Consider the following 23,420-nt stretch of genomic DNA (forward strand, 5'->3'; position numbering starts at 1 on the left):
CCACACCGCGTCACGGTCGATCCCCGGGTGGCGGTCGGCGCGGCCCGGCGCGGCGGCCTGTGCCTTGCGCAGCCGGCCGCGTCCGGCCACCTCGGCGTACTCGGGGATCGCTTCGACGCGCAGGTACAGCGGGTTGACGAAGCGCCGCGAGGTCGGCAGGTAGGGCGACGGTTCCATCGGCGCAGTCGGCGCGGCGGCGTGCAGGGGGTTGATCAGGATGAACCCGGCGCCGTGGCGCGACGCCGCCCACACCGCGAGGTCGGCGAGATCGGTGAGGTCGCCGATGCCCCATGAGCCACGGGACCTCACGCTGTAGAGCTGGGTGGCCAGCCCCCACGCCCGTCCGCCGCCGAGCCGGGCAGGCAGCGGCAGCCACGCGGGGGAGACGATGACCGCGGTGCTGGTCTCGAAGGATCCCGCCCGCAGGTGCAGCCGGTGATAGCCGAGCGGCAGGTCGACGGGCAGCTCGAAGCTGGCCTCCCCGACCAGCCGGTCGCCGAGATCGAACGGCGGTCGGTTGTTCTCCAGCTGGCGCAACCCGTCCCGCGCGGAGCCGTCCTCCAGCTGCAACCACACCTCGACCGCGTCGCCGTGGGTGACGTGCACCCAGAACGCCGACGCCACACCGGCGCGGCCCAGCACGGTCGGCGGCAGGGCGCGTTCCCAGTAGCGGCGGTCGCCCGCCGCGAGCGCGGCCACCCGGTCCTCCTCGGTGGCCGCGGCCACCCCTAGCGCCTCGAGGACGGCCACCAGGGTGGACTCGGCCACCACCATGTACCGGCCCGTCCAGTCCACGTAGTCGGTGGCGACACCATGGCGATGGGCCAGTTCCACCAGCGAGGTCATCTGGGTTCCGCATTTCCGCGTTCGGGGGTCATGCAGCCAATCTTGCTCAACGACCGGCCGCCGCGCCCGCCGACCGGGTCAAGGTCACCGCCGGTCATCGCAGCAGCATGGCGACAAGGACGGTGGCCGCGAAGACCGCCGTGCCGATGCCCGCGGCGAAGACCGCGCGGCGGGGCTCGGGCACCACGGGGCCACCCGCGGCGCCCGCCTCGACGTGGATGGTGCCGATCCGCCGTCCCCTGGCGCGCCCGAGCCAGATGACGAGCACCGCCAGCCCGGCCGCCATCGCCGCCAGCGCCGCGCGACCCGCCTGGATCGGCCCGTGTCCGTGCATCAGCGGGATCGCTGCGCCGATGAGGAAGCCCAGGGCGGTGCGTTCCCACGACAGCAGCGTGCGCTCGGCCTGCAGACCCGGCTTCTCCGGCGGAGCCGTCACGTCAGCGCCTGGGCCAGCAGCACGCCGAGCACCAGCAGGACGATCACCAGCACGCCGCCCGCCAACAGTTGAGGCAGTCGGGACGGCGGCAGATCGATGCTTCTGCGCATCGCGGCCTGCACCTGGACCCAACGCCGCACCGCAGCCAGTGCCAGCAGCCCGCCGCCGACGGTGAGCAGCGCCCCGATGGTCAGACGCGCGATCGGGAAACCGAACTCGGGAACCAGCTGGACAACCGCGATACCGCCCGCGATCAGCGCGAGCGAGGTGCGGATCCACGCCAGGAAGGTGCGTTCGTTGGCGAGCGTGAACCGGTAGTCGGGATCCTGCTCGAGGTGGCGGTCGGCGTCTGCGGTGGCATCCATCACGGCCATGATCGCGCGCCGCGCTACCCGAGATGCCCCGAAACGCCTTAAGACCCCGAGATGGGTATCGGTACGCTCCGTGTCATGGCGCCCGAACCGCTCGGTACGGCCGTGGCGCAGAACCGCAACGCCCGCGTCGCCACCGCGGCGCTGTTCCTCACCAACGGTGCGATCTTCGCCAACCTGCTGCCGCGCTACCCGGAGATCAAGGAGTATCTGCAGCTGTCCAACGCGCTGTATGGCGCGGCGGTCGCGGCCTTTCCGGCAGGGGCCCTGGCTGCCGGGCTCACCGCGGGCGCGCTGATCCGCCGGTTTCGTTCGTCGCGGGTGGCGGTGGCCGGAACCGTCGGGATCGCGCTGTTCGTCGTCGCGGCCGCGGCGGCGCCCTCACCGCTGCTGTTCGCCGGAGCGCTGTTCGTCGCAGGCGCGTGCGACGCGGTCACCGACGTCGCGCAGAACGCACACGCCCTGCGGGTCCAGCGGTGCTACGGCCGGTCGATCATCAACTCGTTTCACGCGGTGTGGGCGATCGGCGCGGTCGCCGGGGGAATGATGGGAGCCGCGGCTATCGCGCTGCACGTGCCGCGGGTATCTCACCTGATTGTCGCGGCCGCCGTGTTCACCGCCGTCGTGCTGGTCGGCTACCGGTTCCTGTTGCCGGGCGCCGACCACGTCGACCATCCGGCCGAGCGGGCATCCGGCCGGTACCGGGCGGGTGTCCGGGTGTGGGCCGTGCTGGCGGCGCTGGCGCTGATCGCGATCGCTGGCGCCATCATCGAGGACGCCGGAAGTTCGTGGGCCACCCTGTATCTGCGCGACAGTCTGGGGGCGCCCGCCGCAGTCGCGGCGTTCGGCTACGTGGCGCTCGCCGGGTTCATGGTCATCGGCCGGCTCATCGGCGACCGGACGGTCGACCGTTTCGGCGAACGCGCGGTGGTCAGCACGGGCGGAGTGATCGCCGCCGTCGGAATGGGCACCGCGCTGGCGTTCCCCAGCGTGCCGGGCACGATCGCCGGGTTCGCCGCCGCCGGGTTCGGCACTGCCACGCTGATCCCGGCGGCGATGCACAGCGCCGACCAGCTGCCCGGCCTGCGTCCCGGCACCGGGCTGACGGTGATGACCTGGCTGATGCGTATCGGCTTCCTCGGGGCGCCGCTGGCGGTTGGCGTCGTCGCCGACGCGGCGGGCCTGCGGATCGGTTTGCTCAGCGTGCCCGTCGCGGGTCTGCTCGCCGTCGCTCTGGCGGGTGCGCTCCAGGTGCGCGACCGACCAACTCGGCGATGAAGACCACACCGACGGCGGGACTGCCGGCACGTACTCATGGGTAGCCTGGATGAATTGGCAGGTGCAAAGGAGCAGTCATGAGCGAAATCCCGGGGCCGACCGAAGCCGGCGCGGACCGGGCGGCGCCGGGAGGTGGCCGATGACGGCAGGGGCCAATGTCGGGGCCAACGTCAGGACCGTCATCGACCGACCCGTTGCTGAGACCGTGTACGGCCCGGTCCGCGGCGTCGACGACGGCGTCGTCAAGGTGTGGCGGGGGATCCGCTACGCGGCCGCGCCGTCGGGCGCCCTGCGCTGGCGGGCGCCGCAACCGCCGCAGCCGTGGCGGGAGGTCGCCGAGGCGGCCAAGGTCGGGCCGGCCTGTCCGCAACCCACCGATCCGAGGATTCCGCTGGACCTGGGTGCGCGGCAGGGTGAGGACAGCCTGGTGCTCAACGTGTGGGCGCCGTCGGGCACCCCGCCGGGGGCGGGCAAACCGGTGATGGTGTGGGTTCACGGCGGTGCCTACGTGCTCGGGTCGTCCAGCCAGCCCCTCTACCACGGCCGCGCGCTGACCAGCGCGGGCGACGTGGTGGTGGTCACGTTCAACTACCGGCTCGGCGCATTCGGGTTCCTCGATCTGTCGTCGTTCGGGTCGGCCTTCGACAGCAACCCCGGATTGCGCGACGTGCTGTTCGCCCTGCACTGGGTGCGCGACAACATCGCCGCGTTCGGCGGCGACCCCGATCGGATCACCCTGTTCGGCGAATCGGCTGGCGGCAGCATCATCACGACCCTGCTGACCAGCCCGGCCGCCGCGGGTCTGTTCTCGGCCGCGATCGCGCAAAGCTCACCCGCGACATCGGTCTACGACGCGGCGCGGGGCCGCCGAATGGCCGAGCAGATGCTCGACCGGCTCGGCATCGACCACGACCAGGCGCGTCGGCTCGTCGACACGCCGCTGCCCGCGATCCTGCGGGCGGCCAAGCGGGCCTTCACCGAGGTGCCGCTGCAGACTCCCGGCACTCTGGCCTTCGCGCCGATCGTCGACGGCGACATCGTGCCCGACTACCCGGTCTCGCTCGCGCGCGAGGGCAAGTCGCACCCTGTCCCGTTGATCATCGGCACCAACGAGCACGAAGCCGCCCTGTTCCGGTGGATGCGGTCGCCGCTGCTGCCGATCACCCCGGACGCGATCAGAACGATGTTCGAGACGATCGCATCCGAGCAGCCCGGACTGCAGATGCCCAGTGAGGCCGACATCGTCTCGGCCTATCGGCGCAAGGCGCGGCCAAGGACGCTGGGCCTGCACGTGGCGCGCGACGTCGGCTTCCGGATGCCTTCGGTGTGGTTCGCCGAGGGCCACGACACCGTCGCACCCGTCTACCTGTACCGCTTCGACTGGTCGACGCGGTTGCTGCGGTTGTTGCGCCTCGGTGCCGCCCATGCCACCGAGTTGCCGTACATGTGGGGCAATCTCGTCGGCGGACCCAAGGACCCGACGTTCAAGCTGGGCGGGCTCAAGGACGGTAGGGCGGTGTCGCAGCGGATGCAGCGGCGATGGATCAACTTCGCCAAGTTCGGGGAACCGGCGGCGGCGGGTGAACCGGTGTGGCGGCCCTACCGCGCCGAGGACCGGGCCACGCTGGTGATCGACAAGCGCGACCGGGTCGTCACCGATCTCGACCGTGAGCTGCGGATGGCTTGGGGCGACAGGGTTCTCAACTTCCGCTGACGAGCATCGGTGCGGGCGACGGTTAGACTCGGTCCGGAGGTGTGACCGTGGACACAGTGCACGCGGTACTTGATGCGCTGCCACCGCAGATGCGCGATCCCGTGCTGTTCGCCATCCCGTTCTTCGTGATATTGCTGACCGTCGAATGGGCGGCCGCCCGCAAGCTCGAGCATCTGGAGCGCGTCGGTGTCGAGGGCAGGCCGCAATCGGGAGCGTTCGAGCGGCGCGACGCGTGGGCAAGCATCTCGATGGGTCTGGTGTCGGTGGCGACGACGGCGGCGTGGAAGTTCCTGGCGCTGCTGGGCTACGCGGCCCTGTACGCCTACCTCGCGCCGTGGCATTTGCCTGCGGACCGCTGGTACACCTGGGTGATCGCGATCGTCGGCGTCGATCTGCTGTTCTACACCTACCACCGCATCGCCCATCGGGTGCGGCTGATCTGGGCCACCCATCAGGCCCACCACTCCAGCGAGTACTTCAATTTCGCGACGGCGCTGCGCCAGAAGTGGAACAACAGCGGCGAGATCTTGATGTGGATACCGTTGCCGCTGTTGGGCATTCCACCGTGGATAATGTTCGCCGCGTTCTCGGTCAACCTGATCTACCAGTTCTGGATACACACCGAGCGCATCGACAAGCTATGGCGGCCAATCGAATTCGTGCTCAATACGCCGTCTCACCACCGCGTCCACCACGGCATGGACGCCGAATATCTCGACAAGAACTACGGCGGCATCCTCATCCTGTGGGACCGGATGTTCGGCACCTTTCAGCCCGAGACGTCGCGTCCGCGCTACGGCCTCACCAAACCCGTCAACACCTTCAACATCTGGCGGCTACAGACCCACGAGTACGCGGCCATCGCCCGAGACCTGCGCCGTGCCGTGCGCTGGCGTGACCGGTTCGGGTACGTATTCGGCCCACCCGGCTGGCAACCGTCGCGGGAACGCGCCGCCGGGTCCCCACGCCGGCCGGCGCCGAGCGCTGACAACCCGCATTCACCGGGTCGGCGCTCGCGCATTCACCGGGTCGGCGCTCGCGCATTGCATTTGTCGGTGAGTATGTCCTGATGGATGTCAAAGAGGTAATGCTGCCGGGGGTCGGCCTGCGGTTCGAGTTCGAGAACCGCGATGGCGATCGGATCGGCGTCATCGCCCGTCGCACCGGTGACTTCGAGGTCGTCGTGTATCCCAGCGACGATCCCGATCAGGCGCACGAGGTGTTCCGCCTGACCGACGAGGAGGCCGAGGCGCTGGCGCAGATCCTCGGCGCGCCACGAATCGCGGAGCGCTTCGCCGACCTCACCCGTGAGGTGCCCGGCCTCAACGCCGGTCAAGTCACGATCCGGCCAGGCGGCCCGTTCGTGGGTCGTCCACTGGGTGACACGCGGGCGCGCACCCGCACCGGTGCGTCCATCGTCGCCATCGTCCGCGACGAGCAGGTCCTTGCCTCGCCCGCGCCCAGCGAGGTGCTGCTGGCGGGCGACGTGCTGGTGGTGATCGGCACCGGGGATGGCATCGCGGGAGTCGAAGAGATCGTCGCCCGGGGCTGACACGTGCAGGTTTCGGCGACACTGCTGCTCGAGCTCGGAATGATCCTGACGGTGCTCACCGTGCTCGGCACCGTTGCGCGCCGGTTCGCCCTGTCGCCGATTCCGCTGTATCTGCTCGCCGGGCTCGCGCTCGGCGAGGGCGGCATTGCGCCGATCCCTGCCGCCGCCGACTTCATCAGAACCGGCGCCTCGATCGGGGTGGTGCTGCTGCTGCTCACCCTGGGTCTGGAGTTCTCGCTGGCGGAGTTCGCCAGCAGCCTGCGCCGCCATCTGCCGTCGGCGTGGGTCGATCTGGTGCTCAACGCGGTGCCCGGCGCCGTGGTCGGCTGGCTGATCGGGCTGAACGCGGTCGGCATCCTGGCGCTGGCCGGTGTCACCTACATCTCGTCATCGGGTGTGATCGCGCGCCTGCTCAGCGACCTGCGCAGGCTGGGTAACCGCGAGACCCCCGCCGTGCTGTCGGTGCTGGTGCTGGAGGACTTCGCGATGGCGGCCTACCTACCGCTGCTCGCGGTGCTGGCCGCAGGCGGCACCTGGCCGCAGGCGCTGTTCGGCATGGCCATCGCGATCGCCGCGCTCGGCGCGGCGTTCGTCGCGTCGTTGCGGTGGGGCCACCACGTCGGCCGCATCGTCGGCCACCCCGACAATGAGCAGCTTCTGCTGCGCGTCATGGGCCTCACCTTGATCGTCGCCGCCCTCGCCGAGTACGTCCATGCCTCCGCGGCGGTCGGGGCGTTTCTGGTCGGGCTCACCCTGACCGGAGAGGCGGCCGAGCGGGCGCGCACCGTGCTCAGCCCGCTGCGGGATCTGTTCGCGGCCATCTTCTTTCTCGCGATCGGCGTTGCGGTCGACCCGACGGACCTGCTGCCGATGCTGCCGGTGGCGCTGGCGCTGGCCGTGGTGACCGCGGGCACGAAGGTCCTCACCGGGCAGTTCGCGGCGCGCCGTGAGGGGGTGGGCAAGCCCGGGCAGTTGCGCGCGGGCACCGCGCTGATCGCGCGCGGCGAATTCTCCCTGGTCATCATCGGGCTGGTCGGCGCTTCGATCGAAGCCGTCGGCGCAGTCGCCACCCCCTATGTGTTCCTGCTCGCCATCGCCGGCCCGGTGCTCACCCGCTACGCCGGCAACCGGCCGATCCGGCGCAGGCCCCCGATCGAGGATCCCGGCGGGCAGCCGGCACCCGAACCTCGGTAGCCCACGGATCGGCGCGCCAGCGCGTTGGTGACCGTCGCCCAGGACAAACACCGCCGAGGACGAACCCGTAATGTCCGCTGTGTGCAGACTGTGTTTGATGCCCACGTCGACCCCGCACTGATCGAACGTTCGCTTGCGCCAAGCGCCTTCGGTTCGATGTGGCTCGACATACCGCGTCCGGCCCATCCCTCGCTGACCGGCCCGGTCAGTTGCGACCTGCTGGTGGTCGGAGCCGGCTACACCGGTCTGTGGGCCGCGCTGCACGCCGCCGAGCGCCGTCCCGACCAGCGCATCGTGGTGATCGAGGCCAACCGGGTCGGGTGGGCCGCCTCCGGGCGCAACGGGGGGTTCGTCGACGCCAGTCTCACGCACGGCGATGTGAACGGTAAGACCCGCTGGCCCAACGAGATCGACACACTGGATGCGTTGGGACTGGAGAACCTCGACGGCATGCAGGCCGACATCGAGCGGTTGGGCCTCGACGTCGAATGGCAACGCACCGGGATGCTGGCGGTGGCCACCGAACCGCATCAGGTCGACTGGCTGGCCGAGGCGGCGTCCGAAGGCCGGGACCGGTTCCTGGACCTGCGGGAGGTCCGTGACGAGGTGCATTCCCCGACCTATCTCGCGGGCCTGTTCAGCCCCGACACCTGCGCCATCGTCCATCCCGGGAAGCTGGCGCTGGAACTGGCCCGCGCGTGCACGGAGGCCGGGGTGACCATCTACGAACACAGCGAGGCGAAATCGCTGGAGTCGCAAGGCGGTGCGCTCCACGTCGACACCGGCGCGGGCACCGTCACCGCGGGCCGGGTCGTGCTCGCCACGAACGTCTTCCCGAGCCTGCTCAAGCGCAACCGGCTGCACACCGTGCCCGTCTACGACTACGTGCTCGCGACCGAATCGCTGACCGCCGAGCAACTCGACCGCATCGGCTGGGCGGGCAGACAGGGGATCGGAGACAGCGCCAATCAGTTCCACTACTACCGCCTCACCCAGGACAACCGCATCGTCTTCGGCGGCTACGACGCGCTCTATTTCTACGGCGGCGCCACCAGGGCCTCCTACGAGGATCAGCCCGCGACCTACCGCAAGCTGGCCGCGCACTTCTACATCACCTTCCCGCAACTCGAGGACGTACGGTTCAGTCACCGGTGGGCGGGTGCCATCGACACCAACACCCGATTCTGTGCCCACTGGGGGATGGCGCACCGCGGCCGGGTCGCCTACGTCAACGGCTTCACCGGGCTTGGTGTCGGTGCGACCAGGTTCGCCGCCGACGTCTGCCTCGACCTCCTCGAAGGCAACCGCACACCGCGGACCGACCTGGAGATGGTTCGCAAGCGGCCCCTGCCATTTCCGCCAGAACCGTTGGCCAGCATAGGGATTCAAGCGACCCGCTGGTCGCTGGACCGGGCCGATCATAGTGCCGGCCGGCGCAACGCGCTGCTGCGCACCCTCGACGCGCTGGGCCTCGGGTTCGATTCGTAGTCACAGCGGGGGCGTGCGCACGAAGCCTCACACGGCCGCAGCAACGGTCGGTAGGCTCGGCAGAGTCGTGTTCGCACATCGGCGCCTCGCGGCGAGTCCCGCTGACGAGTCGCCTTCCAGAAAGGGGTTGCGACGTGGCCGACACACTTACCGAAGGACAAAAACTGGAGAAGGGGGGCTCGCTCACCTCACCGAACGGGGCGTACAAGCTGACCCTGCAGCAGGACGGCAACCTGGTGCTGTACTCCCGCGATCAGGCGGTGTGGGCGTCCGGCACCGACGGGCAGGACGTGGTGCGTGCCGAGGTGCAGAAGGACGGCAACTTCGTCCTGTACACGCCCCAGAAACCGGTGTGGCACACCGACACCCAGGGCAAGAAGGATGTCAGGCTCGTCCTGCAGGACGATCGCAATGTAGTGCTCTACGCCAAGGACGGACCGGCCTGGTCGTCGAAGACCGAGACCAGCGAGCCGCCGCCCGCTGCCGAGGAGGAGCCCGCGGTCTCACCGGCCGCCGCCGAGGCCCCGGCCGAAGCCGCTGCGCCCGCCGCGACCCCGGCGCCTGAGGCCGCGCCCGCGCCGCCACCGCCACCACCGCCGCCCGCACCTCCGGCTCCCCGGACCTACACGGTGGTCTCCGGTGACACCCTGTGGGCCATCGCGGAGCGCTTCTACGGCGACGGCAGCCGGTATCAGGCCATCGCCGATGCCAGCGGTATCCCCAACCCCGACCTGATTCGTCCCGGGCAGGTGCTGACCATCCCGTAGACGTCCCGGTGAACGGGAGGGAACCCCGGCGGCCCGCATCCCTGCGATGCGGGCCGCTTGGCGTCGGCGCCCGATCATCGGGCGCGCCAACCCAGGCCACCGCCGGTACGCTGGACTTTCAGCAGTCCTACGGATCGGAGGCACTGTGCGCAGAAGGTTGTTGCGCGCAGCCGCTGCGGCGGTCGCCTCCATGGCGGCCGGCCTTATGTCGGTTCCGACGTCGGTTCCGATGGCGCGCGCCGAACCCGGCGTGCTCGTCTACCCGGGGATGGAGATCCTGCAGGACTCCAATGTCTGCACGCTCGGCTACGTCGACCCGCATATGCGCATCGCGTTCACGGCGGGCCACTGCCGGGGCAGCGGCACGGTCAGTGACAGCGACGGCAACTACATCGGTGACCTGGCGATGTACCGGGACAACACCCCGGACGGCGCCACCATCGACACCGAGCATCAGATCTCGGACTGGGAAGCGATCGCGCTGGTCCCCGATGTCGCGGTGAACAACATTCTGCCCGGCGGCCGGACGCTGGTGTCCGATCCTGCGGTGCGGCCGCTTCCCGGTCAGCCGATCTGCCACTTCGGTGTGGTCACCGGCGAGAGCTGCGGCACCGTCCAGGCGGTGAACAACGGCTGGTTCACCATGGCCAACGGTGTGGTGAGCCAGAAGGGCGACTCCGGCGGACCGGTGTATGTGCCCACCGACGACGGTCGCGCGATCATCGTCGGGATGTTCAACAGCACCTGGGGCCAGTACCCGGCGGCGGTGTCGTGGGAGGCGGCGAGGGCACAGGCCAGCGACGACGTCATCGCCGCCACCGTCGGCTGACCCGGTGCGCCCCCGCCAGATCCGTTAGCTCACCAGCTCGAAGACCGGGATCGACGGCGCGGCGGCGCGCAGGTCCTGGCTGGATGACTGCGGCGTCAGACCTCCCACGTGGCCCTTGACCTCCCAATACCACCGATCCAGGTAGGGCCCGAGCAGGTGCGGTTTGGCGTCGTCGGCCACCTCGGTGATCCGGACCCGTCTGCTGCGCCACCGCGGTCCCATTTCCACGAACCCGGCGGCACGCGCGTTGCGTGCCCACTGGGTGTTGCCGCGCGGTGACACCAGGTAGTCGCGGCCGTCGACCGTCAGCAGGTTGACGACCACCCCGCGGAGCTTGCCGGTGGTGCGTCCCCGCACCCGGAGCGCCGTGGTGCCCGCAATGCTGATGCCGGCCTCAGCCAACCAGCGGATCATCTCGTTGCCGGCCCGCGCGATGCGGTTCGGCTCGTCGTAACGCACGGCCATGATGGATCACCTTTCGTCTGGTCGCCCTCTTCAATTTAGAGAGCATTGCTCTCTTTTCACTCTGACACGCTGCGGCCGGAATTTCAAGAGCACTGATCTCTATTCGTGTCACACTGGGGCATGGGCAAGCGGCAGGATGCGCGTGACCGCACCGAAACGCGGATCGTCGAACTAGGTCGCCGCCACCTGAGCACCGAGGGAGCGGCGGGGCTGTCGCTGCGCGCCATCGCGCGCGACCTGGGCGTGGTCTCGTCGGCCGTGTACCGCTACGTCGCCAGCCGCGACGAACTGCTGACGTTGCTGCTGGTCGACGCCTATACCGAACTGGCCGATGCGGTGGACCGGGCCCGTGCGACGGCCGGCGACGACTGGCGCGCCCAATTGCGGCAGACCGCACATGCGGCCCGGGAGTGGGCGATCGATCAGCCGGCGCGGTGGGCCTTGCTGTACGGCAGCCCGGTGCCCGGGTATCACGCGCCGGCCGACAAGACCGTGGGCCCGGGCACGCGTGTGGTGGCCGCCGTCTTCGACTCCGTCGCCGCGGGCATCATGGCCGGCGACGTCGTCGCAACGTCGATGACCATCGCCCAGCCCGTGCTCTCCGATTTCGACCGGCTACGCACGGAGTACGCGTTTCCCGGTGACGACGCCGCCGTCGCAAAGTGCTTCGTGCTGTGGGCCGGCCTCATCGGGGCGATCAGCCTCGAGGTGTTCGGCCAGTACGGAGCCGACACACTCACCGATCCGGGGGCGGTGTTCGACATCCAGGTCCGGCTGCTGATCGAGGCCGTGGCGGGGGCGGCCGGCGGGGCGACCCCAGCCAGCAACGAGAACACGTTCTCGTAATCGGCTATCCTCGTCAGCGATTCACAGCACCGAGATTCCGCGGGTCGACACCATCGAGGTCGTCGCGTCGTGGGCCGACGATTTCGACGTCTTAGTCCTCGGATTCGGCATCGCGGGTGGCTGCGCGGCGCTCAGCGCCCCAGCGGCGGTGCAGCAGGCGACTGGGCTCCCCGACCACGCCGGACGGTTTCGTTCCTCGGCAGGGGTGCTGGGCGCACACGCGGCGTCACGCCGGTGAGGGTGTGGCGCCGACCGGCTCGACGCGCCACTCGCCGCCACCGAGTAGACGCAGGTGCACATTGTGGTGCTGTTCGATAGCGGGTCGATGGCTCACGCTGACCACGATGGTTTCGGGCCGTTCGGCGCGCAGCGCCCGATACAGCGCGAACTCCTGGCCTTCGTCGAGCGCCGACGTCGATTCGTCGAGGAAGACCGCCCGTGGCTTGTTCAGCAGCACGCGAGCGAAGGCAATCCGCTGCTGTTCGCCGGGCGAGAGGACCTTGGCCCAGTCGCGGTCCTCATCCAGCCGGCTCGCCAGGTGACCCAGCGCGACCGTGTCGAGTGCTCTACGGATCCCGGCGTCATTGAATTCGCCGCCCGCGGCGGGATAGGAGACAACGGTGCGCAGATTCCCCAGCGGTATGTAGGGCAGCTGGGACAGGAACAGGGTCTCGTTGTGGGCCTGGTTGTCGGCGCCGGGGTATCGAACCGTGCCGGAGGTGAACGGCCACAGCTGAGCCAAGCTGCGCAGCAACGTCGTCTTGCCGCAACCCGACGGGCCGGTGACCACCATCGCATCGCCGGGCTCCAGCCGTACGTCGAGCGGATCGATCAGTTGCGCACCAGCGGGTGAGCGCACCTCGACGTCCTCCAGCGCGACCGCGCCGTCGGTGCTGGGCGCCGCGGTCAACTTCGGCAGTTCCCTCGCCTGCGTGTTCGCGGTGGCCAGGCCGTCGAGGCGGATGATGGCGGCGCGGTAGCTCGCGAACGAGTCGTAGACGGAGCGAAAGTACGCCAGCGAATCATGCACCTGCAGAAAAGCATTCGAGGACTGCGTGATGTCGCCCAGACTGATGTAGCCGTCGAGCAGGCGGTTCGCCTGGATCAGCAGGGGCAGCGGATCGACGATCCGGTTCATCGCCTGATTCCAGCCGAGAAAGACCAGGCCGCGAAGGATGAATCTCCGATAGTTGTCGACGACCGCGGCGAATCGGGTTCGCAGGGTGACGCTTTCGGTGCGCTCGCCGCGATAGAACGCCACCGCCTCGGCGGCGTCGCGCAAGCGCACCAGCGCGTACCGGAACGCGGCGTTGGTGGCCTGGTTGCGGAAGGACAGCCGGATCAGCGGGCGGCCGATCCAGAACGCGGCGACCGTCGTGACAGCCACGTAGATCAACACGATCCAGAACAACGCCCTGGGCGCGGTGACGCCGAAGATCGTCAGCGGCCCCGACAGCTCCCACAGGATCGGGGCGAACGCCACCACAGACAGGATGGATCTCACCGAACCGAACAGCAGTGTCTGGGTGGTGCCGATGGTCGGGTTGTTCGTCTGCGGACCAACCATGGTGGTGAAGACGTCGATATCCTGCTGGATGCGCTGGTCGGGGTTGTCGATGGGCGCCTCGACGAATCGTTCGCGGTAGTACGCGCTGTCGTCCAGCCAGTCCGCGGTGAGCCGGTTCGTCAGCCAGACCCGCCACCGAAGGATGAAGCGCTGCATCGCGTAGAGGTCGACCAGGATCAGCGTGACGTTGACGATGGCAAGGATCATCAGGATCCCGAGGGCGATCCAGAACCCTTGTCTTCCAGAGGCTTTGACAGCTTCATCGGAGCCGGTGAGCGCGGCCTGCACCGCGGTGTACTGGTCGTTGGCCTGGTAGCTGTAGAGCACATCCAGCCGTACGGCCATCATCACCAGCAGCAGCAGGCCGCCCAGCCACGCCCACACGATCGCGCTGTCCCGGCCCCTGAAATAGTCACCGGTGACGTGCCAGAACTGCCGTCCCCAGCTGGTGAACCGCGCGATCAGCGCCAGCACCACCACGATGCACCCCGCGCTGATCGCCCACGCCTTGGCGACCCACAGCGCCGAGAGCACCAGCTCGTCGCCCCAGTCCAGGGACGGAGTGTACAAATCCATGGCGGGAAGCTACCGCGAGCGGCCCGCCGCCATTGCAGCTAGACCGGAACCCGATTCTCGTCGACGTTGCTGAGCCGCCACTCGCCCCCACCGAGCAGGTGCAGTTCCTTCTCGTGGTGCTGCTCGACGGTGCTGCGGTGGCTGACGCTGACCAGGATGGTGTCGGGAAGCTCATCGCGCACGAGCTGGTAGAGCATCAGCTCCAGGCCCTCGTCGAGCGCCGAGGTCGACTCGTCGAGGAACACGGCCTTGGGTCTGGTCAGCAGGATGCGCGCGAATGCGATCCGCTGCTGCTCGCCGGGGGAGAGCACCTTGGCCCAGTCCTGGACCTCGTCGAGCCGGTCCAGCAGATGGGTGAGGGCCACCCCGGACATGACCTCGCGTAGCCGGCCGTCGTCCAGCGTTCCCTCCTCGTTGGGATAGGTGATGACGGCCCGCAGATCCCCAAGCGGCACGTAGGGCATCTGCGACAGGAACAGTGTCGAGTTCTCCTCGGCGGGGCACTTCATCGAGCCCGAGGCGAACGGCCACAGCTGCGCGAGGCTGCGCAACAGCGTGGTCTTGCCTGCGCCCGACTGGCCGGTGATCACCAACGTGTCGCCGGGCTCCAGGTAGAGGTCGAGCGGGTTGATCAGTTGCTTGCCGTCGGGTGTGCGCACCTCCACCTTGGACAGCTGAACGGTGCCGTCACCGCAGCCCTCCATCGTCAGCTCCGGCAGCGCCCTTGCCTCGTCGTTGGCGACGACGAGGCCGTGCAGACGGATGATCGCGGCGCGGTAGCCGGCGAACTGGTCGTAGGCGTTTCGGAAGAACGACAAGCCGTCGGAGATGCTGCCGAAGGCAGACGCGGACTGGGTCAGCGCACCGAGCGTGATCTCGCCGGAAAGGAACCGCGGAAACTGCAGGATGTAGGGCGGAAGCACGATGATCTGGCTCAGCACGAGGTTCCAGCCGCTGAAGCCGATGGTCCTGTTCAGATACCGCTTGTAGTTCTCCACCACGGGGATGAACAGCCGCCGCAGCCCGGTGCGCTCGGCGAGTTCACCCCGGTAGAACGCGACCGCCTCGGCGGCGTCGCGCAGCCGCACCAGGGCGTAGCGGAACGCGGCGTTGAACTTCTCGTTGTTGAACGTCAGCCAGATGATCGGCCTGCCGATCCAGAACGCGATGACCGTCGCGAACAGCACGTACACCAACAGAATCCAGAACATCGCCCTGGGGATCTCGACCCCGATGATCGGAGCTGTGAGCGTCCCGGAGAGGTTCCATAAAATCGCGGTGAACGAAATCATCGAGGTGATCGCCGAGATCGCCCCGAACAGCAGCGTGGCGCTCGTCGTGTTCTGCGGGGTGTTCGGCAACGGTCCGACGCCGGTGGTGAAGATGTCGATGTCGGCCTGGATGCGTTGGTCGGGGTTGTCGATCGTGTCGTCGATGAACCGGGACCGGTAGTAGGCCTTGCCGTCGAGCCAGTCCGCCGTCAGCCTGACGGTCAGCCACACCCGCCAGGCCAGCATGAAGCGCTGCATCATGAACAGGTCCAGCATGATCCGGCCGACGTGGATAGAGGCCAAGATGCAGAACACCCGGATGGACATCCAGAAGCCCGCGGCGCCGGAGGCCTTGACCGCTTCGTCGTCGCTGCCCAGGCCGGCGGCGATGACCTGGAAACTGGTCATCATGTCGTTGCCCTGGAAGCTGAGCAGCACCACCAGCCGCACACCCGCCACCACCGACAACAACAGTGCCGCCAGCCACACCCACACTTTGACCCTGGTCGGGCCGGTGAAGTAGTCGCCCGTGATGCGCCAGAATTGCCTGCCCCACACGGTGTAGCGGGCGATCATTACCAGCACCGCCAGAGAACACACCGCGGCGATCACCCAGGCCATGGCGATCCACTTCAGCGATGTCCACAGCTCGGATCCCCAGTCCAGCGTCGGGGTGAACATATTGTCCATTCCGGCAAGGTACCCCGAGAAAATACAGAGGGCCCGCCGGGTGGGTCTCCACCGTCGTGTGACGTTTCACGTGCGCGGAAACCTGGCGGTGTCAACGTTTGTGACGGCAAACGTCCGATGCAGATAGCCCGTGAGCCCATCGGCGTCGACCCCGTGCGCGGTGAAGCCCAGATAGCCGTCGGGGCGGACGACGAACACCGAGGTGCCCGCAGTCGAATAGCTGCGGGCGAAGTCGCCGTCGGCGTCGCGTATCAGTGGCAGCACGGTGGTGTCGACGGCGGCCGACGGTGCGGCCACCAGATACACGTCCAGATCGATATCCAGTGCCTCGTGCACCGCCTGAGCGGCGTGTTCGAAGGCCGCGACCTCGTCGGGTCCGGCGTCGCCGTCGGCGTAGAACACGATCGTGTGCCCGCTGCCGAAAAGCGTGAACAGGCGCAGCGGCCCGGTCACCGCATCACGGGTCAGGCCGGTCGCGTCCGGGGCCCGCCGCCCCCCGCCGGGTCCGACAATCGGGCTGTCGGCGTAGTCGATCAGCAGCTGACCCTCCCGGCGGAGGACGTAGTCGGCGTCCGACGAGTCGGCCCCGATTCCCTCCCGCGCGCTGCGCACGGTGCGCCCGACCACCTCCTCGCCGACGGGTCTGCGTTCGGCGTCATAGCTGTCGAGCAGCGCGGGGGCCGCGTGCCCGTCGACGGCCAGCGCGAGTTTCCATGCCAGGTTGTGGGCGTCCTGGATGCCGGTGTTCATGCCCTGCGCACCGGTGGGGGGATGGATGTGGGCGGCGTCGCCCGCGACGAACACCCGACCGCGGCCGTACGCGTCGACGATGCGGTGGCTGATCCGGAAAACCGAGGACCAGCGCAGGTTTCGGGCCGTGACGGGTTCGGGTGAGAGCCGGTCGAGTACCGCCTGGATGTGAGTCAGCTCGGGCCTACGCTCGCCCTCGAACCCGTGCGCCACCCCGTCACCAGCCGCGGTGGCCAGATCGTCGGGGACCAGCATCGACATCCGGTAGCGTCCCCGGCCCGGCAAGGGGATGCCGACCAGCAGGTCGTCGGTCTTGCCGTCGGTCTGGTGCATGCTCCGCACCGCGTAGCCGGCCGGCAGCGACCAGTCCACCTCGACGTCGCCGAGCATGTACTGCTCCTCGAACGCCGCCCCCTCGAACGTCAGGCCAAGGCCCTTGCGCACCGCGCTGTGCGCGCCGTCCGCGCCGATCAGGTAGTCCGCCCGCACGGTGTGGTCGCCGTCGGAGGTCGACAGCGTCGCGGTCACACCGTCGTCATCCTGGCTGAACCCGGCCAGCCGCACGTCACGCTGCACCGTCACCCCGCGCAGTGTCAGCTCCTCGCGCAGCACCCGCTCGGTGGCGTACTGGGGGATCAGGAGGAAGCCGAACGGCAGGTCCGGCGGCACCGTGATGTGGAGCTGCCCGAACAGCTCACCGTTGACGTACACGATCTGGCCTCGCATCGGGATCGCGGCATCCAGGATGCGCCGCAGCACCCCCACCTGCTCGAACACCTCCAGCGTTCGGGGCTGTACGCCAACGGCTTTCGCGTACTGCGGCGGTTCGTGCGCCGGATCGATGATGCGGCAGTCGATTCCGCGGCGGGTCAGCTCCAAGGCGGCGGTCAGGCCGACGGGGCCCGCCCCTGCGATGAGCACACTGGTGTGGGGCATCCGCCCGATTATGGCGGGCGGCAGCCCGCCACGACTGGCCCGAGGCCGCCCGCGCGCGTTCGGGGCCGTGAACCGGCCGCGTACCGTTGATACGTGCCAAAGACGTCCAGCGCCAAACCGGGTCGCTTAAGCAGCAAGTTCTGGAAGATGCTCGGGGCCAGCACGGAGAAGAACCAGAGCCGGTCGCTGACCGAGGTGAAGGGCTCGGCGGAGTTCGGCGAGAAGGCGGCCGACCTCGACGACGAGGAGCTGCGTAAGGCGGCGGGGCTGCTGAATCTGGACGATCTGGCCGCGTCGCCCGACATCCCCCAGTTCCTGGCCATCGCCCGCGAGGCCGCCGACCGGGCCACCGGCCTGCGACCGTTCGACGTTCAGCTGCTGGGCGCCCTGCGCATGCTGGCAGGCGACGTCGTGGAGATGGCCACCGGCGAGGGCAAGACGCTTTCGGGTGCCATCGCCGCGGCCGGCTACGCCCTGGCGGGACGCAGCGTGCACGTCATCACCATCAACGACTACCTGGCCCGCCGCGACGCCGAATGGATGGGTCCGCTGCTGGAGGCGATGGGCCTGACCGTCGGCTGGATCACCGCCGATTCCACCGCCGACGAACGGCGCGAGGCCTACCGGTGCAACGTCACCTACGCGTCGGTCAACGAGGTCGGCTTCGACGTGCTGCGCGACCAGCTGGTTACCGACGTCGAGGATCTGGTGTCCCCGAACCCGGATGTAGCGCTGATCGACGAAGCCGATTCGGTGCTCGTCGACGAAGCGCTGGTGCCCCTGGTGCTGGCGGGCACCAGCCATCGCGAGATCCCGAAGGCCAACATCATCGGGCTGGTCGGCGAACTGACGGCAGGGCCCGACGCCGACAAGTACTTCGCCACCGACAACGACAGCCGCAACGTGCATCTCACCGAGGCGGGTGCGCAAAAGATCGAGGCCGCACTCGGCGGCATCGACCTGTACTCCGAGGAGCACGTCGGCACCACCCTGACCGAGGTCAACGTGGCACTGCACGCCCACGTGCTGCTGCAGCGCGATGTGCACTACATCGTCCGCGACGACGCGGTCTTCCTGATCAACGCGTCCCGGGGCCGCATCGCGCAGCTGCAGCGCTGGCCGGACGGGCTGCAGGCCGCCGTCGAGGCCAAGGAGGGCATCGAGACCACCGAAACGGGGGAGGTGCTCGACACCATCACGGTTCAGGCGCTGATCAACCGCTACCCGACGGTGTGCGGGATGACCGGCACCGCGCTGGCCGCCGGTGAACAGCTGCGGCAGTTCTACAAGCTTGGGGTGTCGCCGATCCCGTCGAACAAGCCCAACATCCGCGAGGACGAGACCGACCGGGTGTACATCACCGCCGCGGCCAAGGCCGACGCCATCGTCGAGCACATCACCGAGGTGCATGCGACCGGACAGCCCGTGCTCGTCGGCACCCGCGACGTGGCGGAGTCCGAGGAACTCCACGAGCGGCTGATCAAACACGGGGTGCCCGCGGTCGTGCTCAACGCCAAGAACGACGCCGAGGAAGCCCATGTCATCGCCGAGGCGGGCATGCTCGGCGCGGTGACGGTGTCCACCCAGATGGCCGGCCGCGGCACCGACATCAGGCTGGGCGGCTCCGACATCCCCGAGAACGACCCCGAAAACTCCGGACAGAAGGTCGCCGAACTGGGCGGTTTGCACGTCGTCGGCACCGGCAGGCACCATACCGAGCGGCTGGACAACCAGCTGCGCGGCCGTGCCGGCCGGCAGGGCGACCCCGGTTCGTCGGTGTTCTTCTCCAGCTGGGAGGACGAGGTGGTGGCCGCCCACCTGGAACCCAGCAAGCTGCCGACGCAGACCGACGACGACGGCAGGATCGTCTCCCCGAAGGCGGCCACCCTGCTCGACCATGCCCAGCGGGTCGCCGAGGGCAGACTGCTCGACGTCCACGCGAACACCTGGCGGTACAACCAGTTGATCGCCCAGCAGCGGGCCATCATCGTCGAACGCCGGGACACGCTGCTGCGCACGGCGACCGCGCGCGAAGAACTCGCCGAGCTGTCGCCGAAGCGCTATGGGGACCTGGAGGAGGCGCTCGGCGAGGACCGGCTGGAGGTGATCTGCAGGCTGATCATGCTCTATCACCTGGATCGGGGCTGGTGTGACCACCTGGCCTTCCTCGCCGACATCCGGGAGAGCATCCACCTGCGGGCGCTGGGGCGGCAGAACCCGCTCGACGAGTTCCACCGGATGGCCGTCGACGCGTTCGCCTCGCTGGCCGCAGATGCGATCGAGGCCGCGCAGCAGACATTCGAGACATCCGCGTCGATCGAGGACGAACCCGGCGTCGACCTGTCCAAACTCGCGCGCCCCACCTCGACGTGGACGTACATGGTGCACGACAACCCGCTGGCAGACGACACGATGTCGGCCCTGAGCCTGCCCGGGGTGTTCCGCTAGGTTTGCCTGCATGACCGGAGCTGATGGCCGGCAGCCTTCGGCGCCGGACGGGGCTGATGGCCGGCAGCCTTCGGCGCCGGACGCGCGCGCATCCGATCGGGTGCTGACGCTGCCCAACGCGCTTAGCCTGCTGCGCCTCGCGCTGGTGCCGGTATTCCTGTACCTGCTGTTGGTCGCGCATTCCTACGGCTGGGCCGTCGCGGTGCTGACGTTCAGCGGCTTCTCCGACTGGGCGGACGGCAAGATCGCCCGGCTGGTCAGCAACCAGTCGTCACGGCTGGGCGAGTTGCTCGACCCGGCCGTCGACCGGATCTACATGGTGACGATTCCGATCGCGTTCGGCATCCAGGGCGTCGTGCCCTGGTGGGTGATCGGCACGCTCATCGGGCGTGATGCGGTGCTCGCGGCGACGCTGCCGGTGTTGCGCGGCCGGGGACTGACCGCCCTGCCGGTCACCTACATCGGCAAGGCTGCGACGTTCGCGTTGATGTCGGCCTTCCCGCTGATCCTGCTCGGCCAGTGGGACGCGCTGTGGAGCCGCGTGATCCTTGCCTGCGGCTGGGCGTTCCTGATCTGGGGTCTTGCGCTGTATCTCTGGTCGGCGGTGCTGTACCTGATCCAGGTGGTGATGGTCGTCAGGCACCTTCCGAGGACGTCGCGATGACCGAGCTGGGCGGCTACGACCCGGCGGCCGGCCGCCGGGTCGATCAGGCGGCCAGCCGCGGTGTTCCCGGGGCGGGCGCGCCGACGCTCATCCCGGTGCCCTCGCTGCTGCGATCGCTGCTGTCGGAGCACCTCGATCCCGGCTACGCGGCCGCCGCGCACCGGCGTGCGGCGGGGGAGGACCGCGGGCGCCGGCGGGAGTGGATCTGGCAGGCGCTCGGGGCGCTGAGCATCGCAGGCGTCTTCGCCGTCGCCGTGGCGCAGGTCCAATCGGTGGCCCCCGTGGCCCGCGAGGCGCGAAATGCGCTGGCGGTCAACGTCCGCTCGGCCCAGGAGGAGACCGCGCAGGCCGCCGAGCGCCGCGCCGCCCTCGCCGGCGAGGTGGACGCAGAGCGGCGCAGCCGGTTGGCCGGCGACGAGCTGGGACGCCGCCTGCTCGCCGAACTCGACCAGGCCGACATCGCCGCTGCGGCCACCCCCGTCATGGGGCCGGGGCTGACCGTGACGGTGACCGAACCGGCCGTTCCGCCCGACCTCAGCGACGTGTCCAAACAGCGGGTGGCCGGCAGCCAGCAAGTCATTCTGGACCGTGACCTACAGCTGGTCGTCAACTCGTTGTGGGTGAGCGGGGCCGAGGCGATCTCGGTCGGCGGTGTCCGCATCGGCCCCGGCGTCACGATCCGTCAGGCCGGTGGGGGCATCCTGGTCGACAATCAACCGATAGCGAGCCCATACACCGTCCTCGCGATCGGACCACCGCACGCCATGCAGGACGTGTTCGACCGCAGCCCGGGGCTGTATCGGCTCCGACTGCTGGAGACCTCCTACGGAGTCGGCGCGACGGTCAGCGCCGGTGACGGTCTGACGCTTCCGGCGGGTTCGGTGCGTGACGTCGTCTTCGCCGATCAGGTGGGACCGTGACGGCCGCACACAGCGTCGATCTGACAGGATGCAAGGGACCATGATCGGAATCGTCGCGCTGGTCGCGGGCATTGTGCTGGGCCTGGTCTTCCACCCCAGCGTGCCCGAGGTCGTTCAGCCCTATCTACCGATCGCCGTCGTCGCCGCCCTCGACGCGGTCTTCGGCGGGCTGCGGGCCTACCTGGAAGGCATCTTCGATTCGAAGGTGTTCGTGGTGTCGTTTGTCTTCAACGTGCTCGTCGCCGCGCTGATCGTCTACGTCGGCGATCAGCTGGGTGTCGGCACCCAGTTGTCGACCGCGATCATCGTGGTGCTCGGCATCCGCATCTTCGGCAACGCTGCCGCACTGCGGCGCAGGCTGTTCGGCGCGTGACCGTGCCCGACACGCCCGACCGCAACGGCTCCCCCGACGCCACACCGCCGCACGGCCGCCACGAGCGGCCCGCCGGGGAAACGCCGGGGAGTCAGGGCCGTTCGCAGATGGTGTTCGGGGCGCTCGCGATCGTGCTGTGTGTGGTGCTCGGTGTGGCGATCGCGACCCAGGTCCGCCAGAACGAGTCCGGTGACTCGCTGGAGACGGCGCGCCCGGCCGACCTGCTGGTGCTGCTCGATTCCCTGCAGCAGCGCGAGGCCGCGCTCAACACCGAGGTGGCCGAGCTGCAGCGCACGCTGGCACAGATGCAGGCCTCCGGCAGCAGCGATCAGGCCGCCATCGAGAACGCCCGGGCGCGGCTTGCCGCGCTGTCGATCCTGATCGGCACGGTCGCCGCGACCGGCCCCGGCGTCACGATGACCGTCGGGGACACCGCACCTGGGGTGCCCGCCGAGACCATGCTCGACGTCATCAACGAACTGCGCGCCGCAGGGGCCGAGGCGATTGAGATCCGCGGGGCGCCCTCGCCCGGCGGTCAGCCCGCGATCCGGGTCGGCGTCGACACCTGGGTGGTCGGCACACCCGGTGCGCTGGTCATCGACGGCCAACGCGTCAGCCCGCCCTATTCCGTTCTGGCCATTGGCGATCCGCCCACGCTGGCCGCCGCGATGAACATCCCAGGCGGGGCGGTGGACAGCGTCAAACGGGTGGGCGGCACGGTGAACGTGCAGCAGGCCGACAAGGTCGATGTGACCGCCTTGCGGCAACCGAAACCCCGCCAATACGCTCAGCCAGTCAAGTGACCGTGGCACAGCCGCGAACCGGCGATGCCGGAGAAGCCGGAGAAGAAGGAGCGCCGTGAGCGATATCCCGTCCGACCTGTACTACACGCAGGAACACGAGTGGGTGCTACCCACCGGCGACGACACCGTGCGCGTCGGAATCACCGACTACGCCCAGTCGGCGCTGGGCGACGTGGTCTTCGTCCAGCTGCCGGACGTCGGCGCAGAGGTCACCGCGGGAGCGTCGTTCGGCGAGGTGGAGTCGACGAAGTCGGTCTCCGACCTGTACGCGCCGGTGACCGCGAAAGTCGTTGCCGTCAACGGCGATCTGGAAGCCAGCCCGGATCTGGTGAATTCGGATCCGTACGGCGGGGGCTGGCTGATCGAGCTCCAGGTCGACGCCGGCGACACACTGGAGAGCCAGCTGGGCGGTCTACTGAATGCCGAGGGCTACCGCGCGGCAGTGACCGAGTGACGAGTTGTTAGTGTTTCCTAGAGGTTCGGAGTATTCAACAGTTTCGAGGACCAGTTCGGCCAGCTGAGCGCGGTGACGTCGCCGCCATCGGATCCGGCGGTGGTGGACACAACGACGCCCGTCGCGCGGTACGGTCGACGTTGGCACGCACGGCGGCCGGGTTTCGCCACAGCAGCCAGTGA

At 69.0% G+C, this 23,420-nt stretch carries 22 protein-coding genes; 15 read left to right on the forward strand and 7 right to left on the reverse strand.

The annotated features are described in order from the left end of the window. The 3 genes from ADBZ6K_RS23115 to ADBZ6K_RS23125 form a co-directional block, all read right to left on the reverse strand. On the reverse strand, window positions 1-846 hold an 846-nt coding region (locus tag ADBZ6K_RS23115; protein WP_526351073.1), incomplete at its 3' end, for a 4-alpha-glucanotransferase. 94 nt (window positions 847-940) lie between these two features. Then, window positions 941-1,282 carry a DUF202 domain-containing protein gene (locus ADBZ6K_RS23120; RefSeq protein ID WP_526351075.1) on the reverse strand — a complete coding sequence of 114 codons (342 nt, stop codon included), beginning with the start codon at window positions 1,280-1,282 and terminating at the stop codon, window positions 941-943. Beyond that, window positions 1,279-1,647 carry a DUF202 domain-containing protein gene (locus tag ADBZ6K_RS23125; protein WP_526351077.1) on the reverse strand — a complete coding sequence of 123 codons (369 nt, stop codon included), beginning with the start codon at window positions 1,645-1,647 and terminating at the stop codon, window positions 1,279-1,281. Before ADBZ6K_RS23125 ends, ADBZ6K_RS23120 begins: the two co-directional genes overlap by 4 nt. Window positions 1,648-1,731: 84 nt before the next feature. Between ADBZ6K_RS23125 and ADBZ6K_RS23130 the strand changes: the two genes are divergently transcribed. From ADBZ6K_RS23130 to ADBZ6K_RS23165, 8 genes are all read left to right on the forward strand, one after another. Continuing rightward, complete coding sequence (locus ADBZ6K_RS23130) at window positions 1,732-2,931, forward strand: MFS transporter (protein WP_526351079.1); 1,200 nt, start codon at window positions 1,732-1,734, stop codon at window positions 2,929-2,931. A 139-nt stretch (window positions 2,932-3,070) separates the two neighbouring features. Beyond that, window positions 3,071-4,645: a carboxylesterase/lipase family protein gene (locus tag ADBZ6K_RS23135; protein WP_526351081.1), complete on the forward strand. Its 1,575-nt coding sequence runs from the start codon at window positions 3,071-3,073 to the stop codon at window positions 4,643-4,645. Window positions 4,646-4,734: 89 nt separating this feature from the next. Then, window positions 4,735-5,715: a sterol desaturase family protein gene (locus ADBZ6K_RS23140; RefSeq protein ID WP_526351186.1), complete on the forward strand. Its 981-nt coding sequence runs from the start codon at window positions 4,735-4,737 to the stop codon at window positions 5,713-5,715. Beyond that, window positions 5,715-6,197 carry a cation:proton antiporter regulatory subunit gene (locus tag ADBZ6K_RS23145; RefSeq protein WP_526351083.1) on the forward strand — a complete coding sequence of 161 codons (483 nt, stop codon included), beginning with the start codon at window positions 5,715-5,717 and terminating at the stop codon, window positions 6,195-6,197. Before ADBZ6K_RS23140 ends, ADBZ6K_RS23145 begins: the two co-directional genes overlap by 1 nt. A gap of 3 nt (window positions 6,198-6,200) precedes the next feature. Next, the gene (locus ADBZ6K_RS23150) at window positions 6,201-7,391 is read left to right on the forward strand and encodes a cation:proton antiporter (protein ID WP_526351085.1); all 1,191 of its coding nucleotides are present in this window, start codon (window positions 6,201-6,203) and stop codon (window positions 7,389-7,391) included. 81 nt (window positions 7,392-7,472) lie between these two features. Continuing rightward, the gene (locus tag ADBZ6K_RS23155; protein ID WP_526351087.1) at window positions 7,473-8,879 is read left to right on the forward strand and encodes an NAD(P)/FAD-dependent oxidoreductase; all 1,407 of its coding nucleotides are present in this window, start codon (window positions 7,473-7,475) and stop codon (window positions 8,877-8,879) included. Window positions 8,880-9,013: 134 nt separating this feature from the next. Further along, window positions 9,014-9,646 carry a LysM peptidoglycan-binding domain-containing protein gene (locus tag ADBZ6K_RS23160; protein ID WP_526351089.1) on the forward strand — a complete coding sequence of 211 codons (633 nt, stop codon included), beginning with the start codon at window positions 9,014-9,016 and terminating at the stop codon, window positions 9,644-9,646. 190 nt (window positions 9,647-9,836) lie between these two features. Continuing rightward, on the forward strand, window positions 9,837-10,475 hold the full coding sequence (locus tag ADBZ6K_RS23165; RefSeq protein WP_526351091.1) for an Rv1815 family serine proteinase: 639 nt from the start codon (window positions 9,837-9,839) through the stop codon (window positions 10,473-10,475). 24 nt (window positions 10,476-10,499) lie between these two features. Here ADBZ6K_RS23165 and ADBZ6K_RS23170 read toward each other — a convergent pair whose 3' ends face one another. Beyond that, a complete protein-coding gene (locus tag ADBZ6K_RS23170) occupies window positions 10,500-10,940 on the reverse strand; it encodes a nitroreductase family deazaflavin-dependent oxidoreductase (RefSeq protein WP_526351093.1) in 441 nt (146 codons plus the stop codon). A 120-nt stretch (window positions 10,941-11,060) separates the two neighbouring features. Here ADBZ6K_RS23170 and ADBZ6K_RS23175 point away from each other — a divergent pair, with 120 nt between their 5' ends. Then, a complete protein-coding gene (locus ADBZ6K_RS23175) occupies window positions 11,061-11,786 on the forward strand; it encodes a TetR/AcrR family transcriptional regulator (protein ID WP_526351095.1) in 726 nt (241 codons plus the stop codon). Window positions 11,787-12,012: 226 nt separating this feature from the next. Here ADBZ6K_RS23175 and ADBZ6K_RS23180 read toward each other — a convergent pair whose 3' ends face one another. The 3 genes from ADBZ6K_RS23180 to ADBZ6K_RS23190 all read right to left on the reverse strand — a co-directional run bounded on the left by ADBZ6K_RS23180 (window position 12,013) and on the right by ADBZ6K_RS23190 (window position 17,576). Then, window positions 12,013-13,929 carry an ABC transporter ATP-binding protein/permease gene (locus ADBZ6K_RS23180; RefSeq protein ID WP_526351097.1) on the reverse strand — a complete coding sequence of 639 codons (1,917 nt, stop codon included), beginning with the start codon at window positions 13,927-13,929 and terminating at the stop codon, window positions 12,013-12,015. Between the two features lie 38 nt (window positions 13,930-13,967). Then, entirely contained in the window at window positions 13,968-15,881 is a 1,914-nt protein-coding gene (locus tag ADBZ6K_RS23185; RefSeq protein WP_526351188.1) for an ABC transporter ATP-binding protein/permease, read from the reverse strand. 75 nt (window positions 15,882-15,956) lie between these two features. Further along, entirely contained in the window at window positions 15,957-17,576 is a 1,620-nt protein-coding gene (locus tag ADBZ6K_RS23190) for an FAD-dependent oxidoreductase (protein ID WP_526351099.1), read from the reverse strand. 93 nt (window positions 17,577-17,669) lie between these two features. Here ADBZ6K_RS23190 and secA2 point away from each other — a divergent pair, with 93 nt between their 5' ends. From secA2 to gcvH, 6 genes are read left to right on the forward strand one after another with little or no spacing between them, the layout of a single operon-like run. Further along, window positions 17,670-20,024, forward strand: coding sequence for an accessory Sec system translocase SecA2 (gene secA2 / locus ADBZ6K_RS23195; RefSeq protein ID WP_526351101.1), 2,355 nt, complete (start codon window positions 17,670-17,672; stop codon window positions 20,022-20,024). 10 nt (window positions 20,025-20,034) lie between these two features. Continuing rightward, window positions 20,035-20,688 (forward strand): CDP-alcohol phosphatidyltransferase family protein, encoded by a 654-nt coding sequence (locus ADBZ6K_RS23200; protein WP_526351103.1) that lies wholly within the window; start codon window positions 20,035-20,037, stop codon window positions 20,686-20,688. Then, a complete protein-coding gene (locus tag ADBZ6K_RS23205; protein WP_526351105.1) occupies window positions 20,685-21,608 on the forward strand; it encodes a DUF881 domain-containing protein in 924 nt (307 codons plus the stop codon). The genes ADBZ6K_RS23200 and ADBZ6K_RS23205 overlap by 4 nt, the downstream gene beginning before the upstream one ends. Window positions 21,609-21,648: 40 nt before the next feature. Further along, complete coding sequence (locus tag ADBZ6K_RS23210) at window positions 21,649-21,981, forward strand: small basic family protein (protein WP_526351107.1); 333 nt, start codon at window positions 21,649-21,651, stop codon at window positions 21,979-21,981. Further along, window positions 21,978-22,784 carry a DUF881 domain-containing protein gene (locus ADBZ6K_RS23215; RefSeq protein WP_526351109.1) on the forward strand — a complete coding sequence of 269 codons (807 nt, stop codon included), beginning with the start codon at window positions 21,978-21,980 and terminating at the stop codon, window positions 22,782-22,784. The genes ADBZ6K_RS23210 and ADBZ6K_RS23215 overlap by 4 nt, the downstream gene beginning before the upstream one ends. A gap of 55 nt (window positions 22,785-22,839) precedes the next feature. Then, window positions 22,840-23,238, forward strand: a complete 399-nt coding sequence (gene gcvH, locus ADBZ6K_RS23220; protein WP_526351111.1) for a glycine cleavage system protein GcvH — start codon at window positions 22,840-22,842, stop codon at window positions 23,236-23,238. Window positions 23,239-23,420 lie beyond the last annotated feature (182 nt).

The organism is Mycobacterium sp., assembly GCF_044223235.1.
Lineage (GTDB): Bacteria > Actinomycetota > Actinomycetes > Mycobacteriales > Mycobacteriaceae > Mycobacterium.

Coding starts and splice junctions, on each gene's coding strand:
- ADBZ6K_RS23125 (WP_526351077.1), bottom strand. CDS start 1,647: ATGGATGCCACCGCAGACGCCGACCGCCACCTCGAGCAGGATCCCGAC.
- ADBZ6K_RS23130 (WP_526351079.1), top strand. CDS start 1,732: ATGGCGCCCGAACCGCTCGGTACGGCCGTGGCGCAGAACCGCAACGCC.
- ADBZ6K_RS23135 (WP_526351081.1), top strand. CDS start 3,071: ATGACGGCAGGGGCCAATGTCGGGGCCAACGTCAGGACCGTCATCGAC.
- ADBZ6K_RS23140 (WP_526351186.1), top strand. CDS start 4,735: ATGCGCGATCCCGTGCTGTTCGCCATCCCGTTCTTCGTGATATTGCTG.
- ADBZ6K_RS23145 (WP_526351083.1), top strand. CDS start 5,715: ATGGATGTCAAAGAGGTAATGCTGCCGGGGGTCGGCCTGCGGTTCGAG.
- ADBZ6K_RS23165 (WP_526351091.1), top strand. CDS start 9,837: ATGGCGGCCGGCCTTATGTCGGTTCCGACGTCGGTTCCGATGGCGCGC.
- ADBZ6K_RS23170 (WP_526351093.1), bottom strand. CDS start 10,940: ATGGCCGTGCGTTACGACGAGCCGAACCGCATCGCGCGGGCCGGCAAC.
- ADBZ6K_RS23175 (WP_526351095.1), top strand. CDS start 11,061: ATGGGCAAGCGGCAGGATGCGCGTGACCGCACCGAAACGCGGATCGTC.
- ADBZ6K_RS23180 (WP_526351097.1), bottom strand. CDS start 13,929: ATGGATTTGTACACTCCGTCCCTGGACTGGGGCGACGAGCTGGTGCTC.
- ADBZ6K_RS23185 (WP_526351188.1), bottom strand. CDS start 15,881: ATGTTCACCCCGACGCTGGACTGGGGATCCGAGCTGTGGACATCGCTG.
- ADBZ6K_RS23190 (WP_526351099.1), bottom strand. CDS start 17,576: ATGCCCCACACCAGTGTGCTCATCGCAGGGGCGGGCCCCGTCGGCCTG.
- ADBZ6K_RS23200 (WP_526351103.1), top strand. CDS start 20,035: ATGACCGGAGCTGATGGCCGGCAGCCTTCGGCGCCGGACGGGGCTGAT.
- ADBZ6K_RS23205 (WP_526351105.1), top strand. CDS start 20,685: ATGACCGAGCTGGGCGGCTACGACCCGGCGGCCGGCCGCCGGGTCGAT.
- ADBZ6K_RS23210 (WP_526351107.1), top strand. CDS start 21,649: ATGATCGGAATCGTCGCGCTGGTCGCGGGCATTGTGCTGGGCCTGGTC.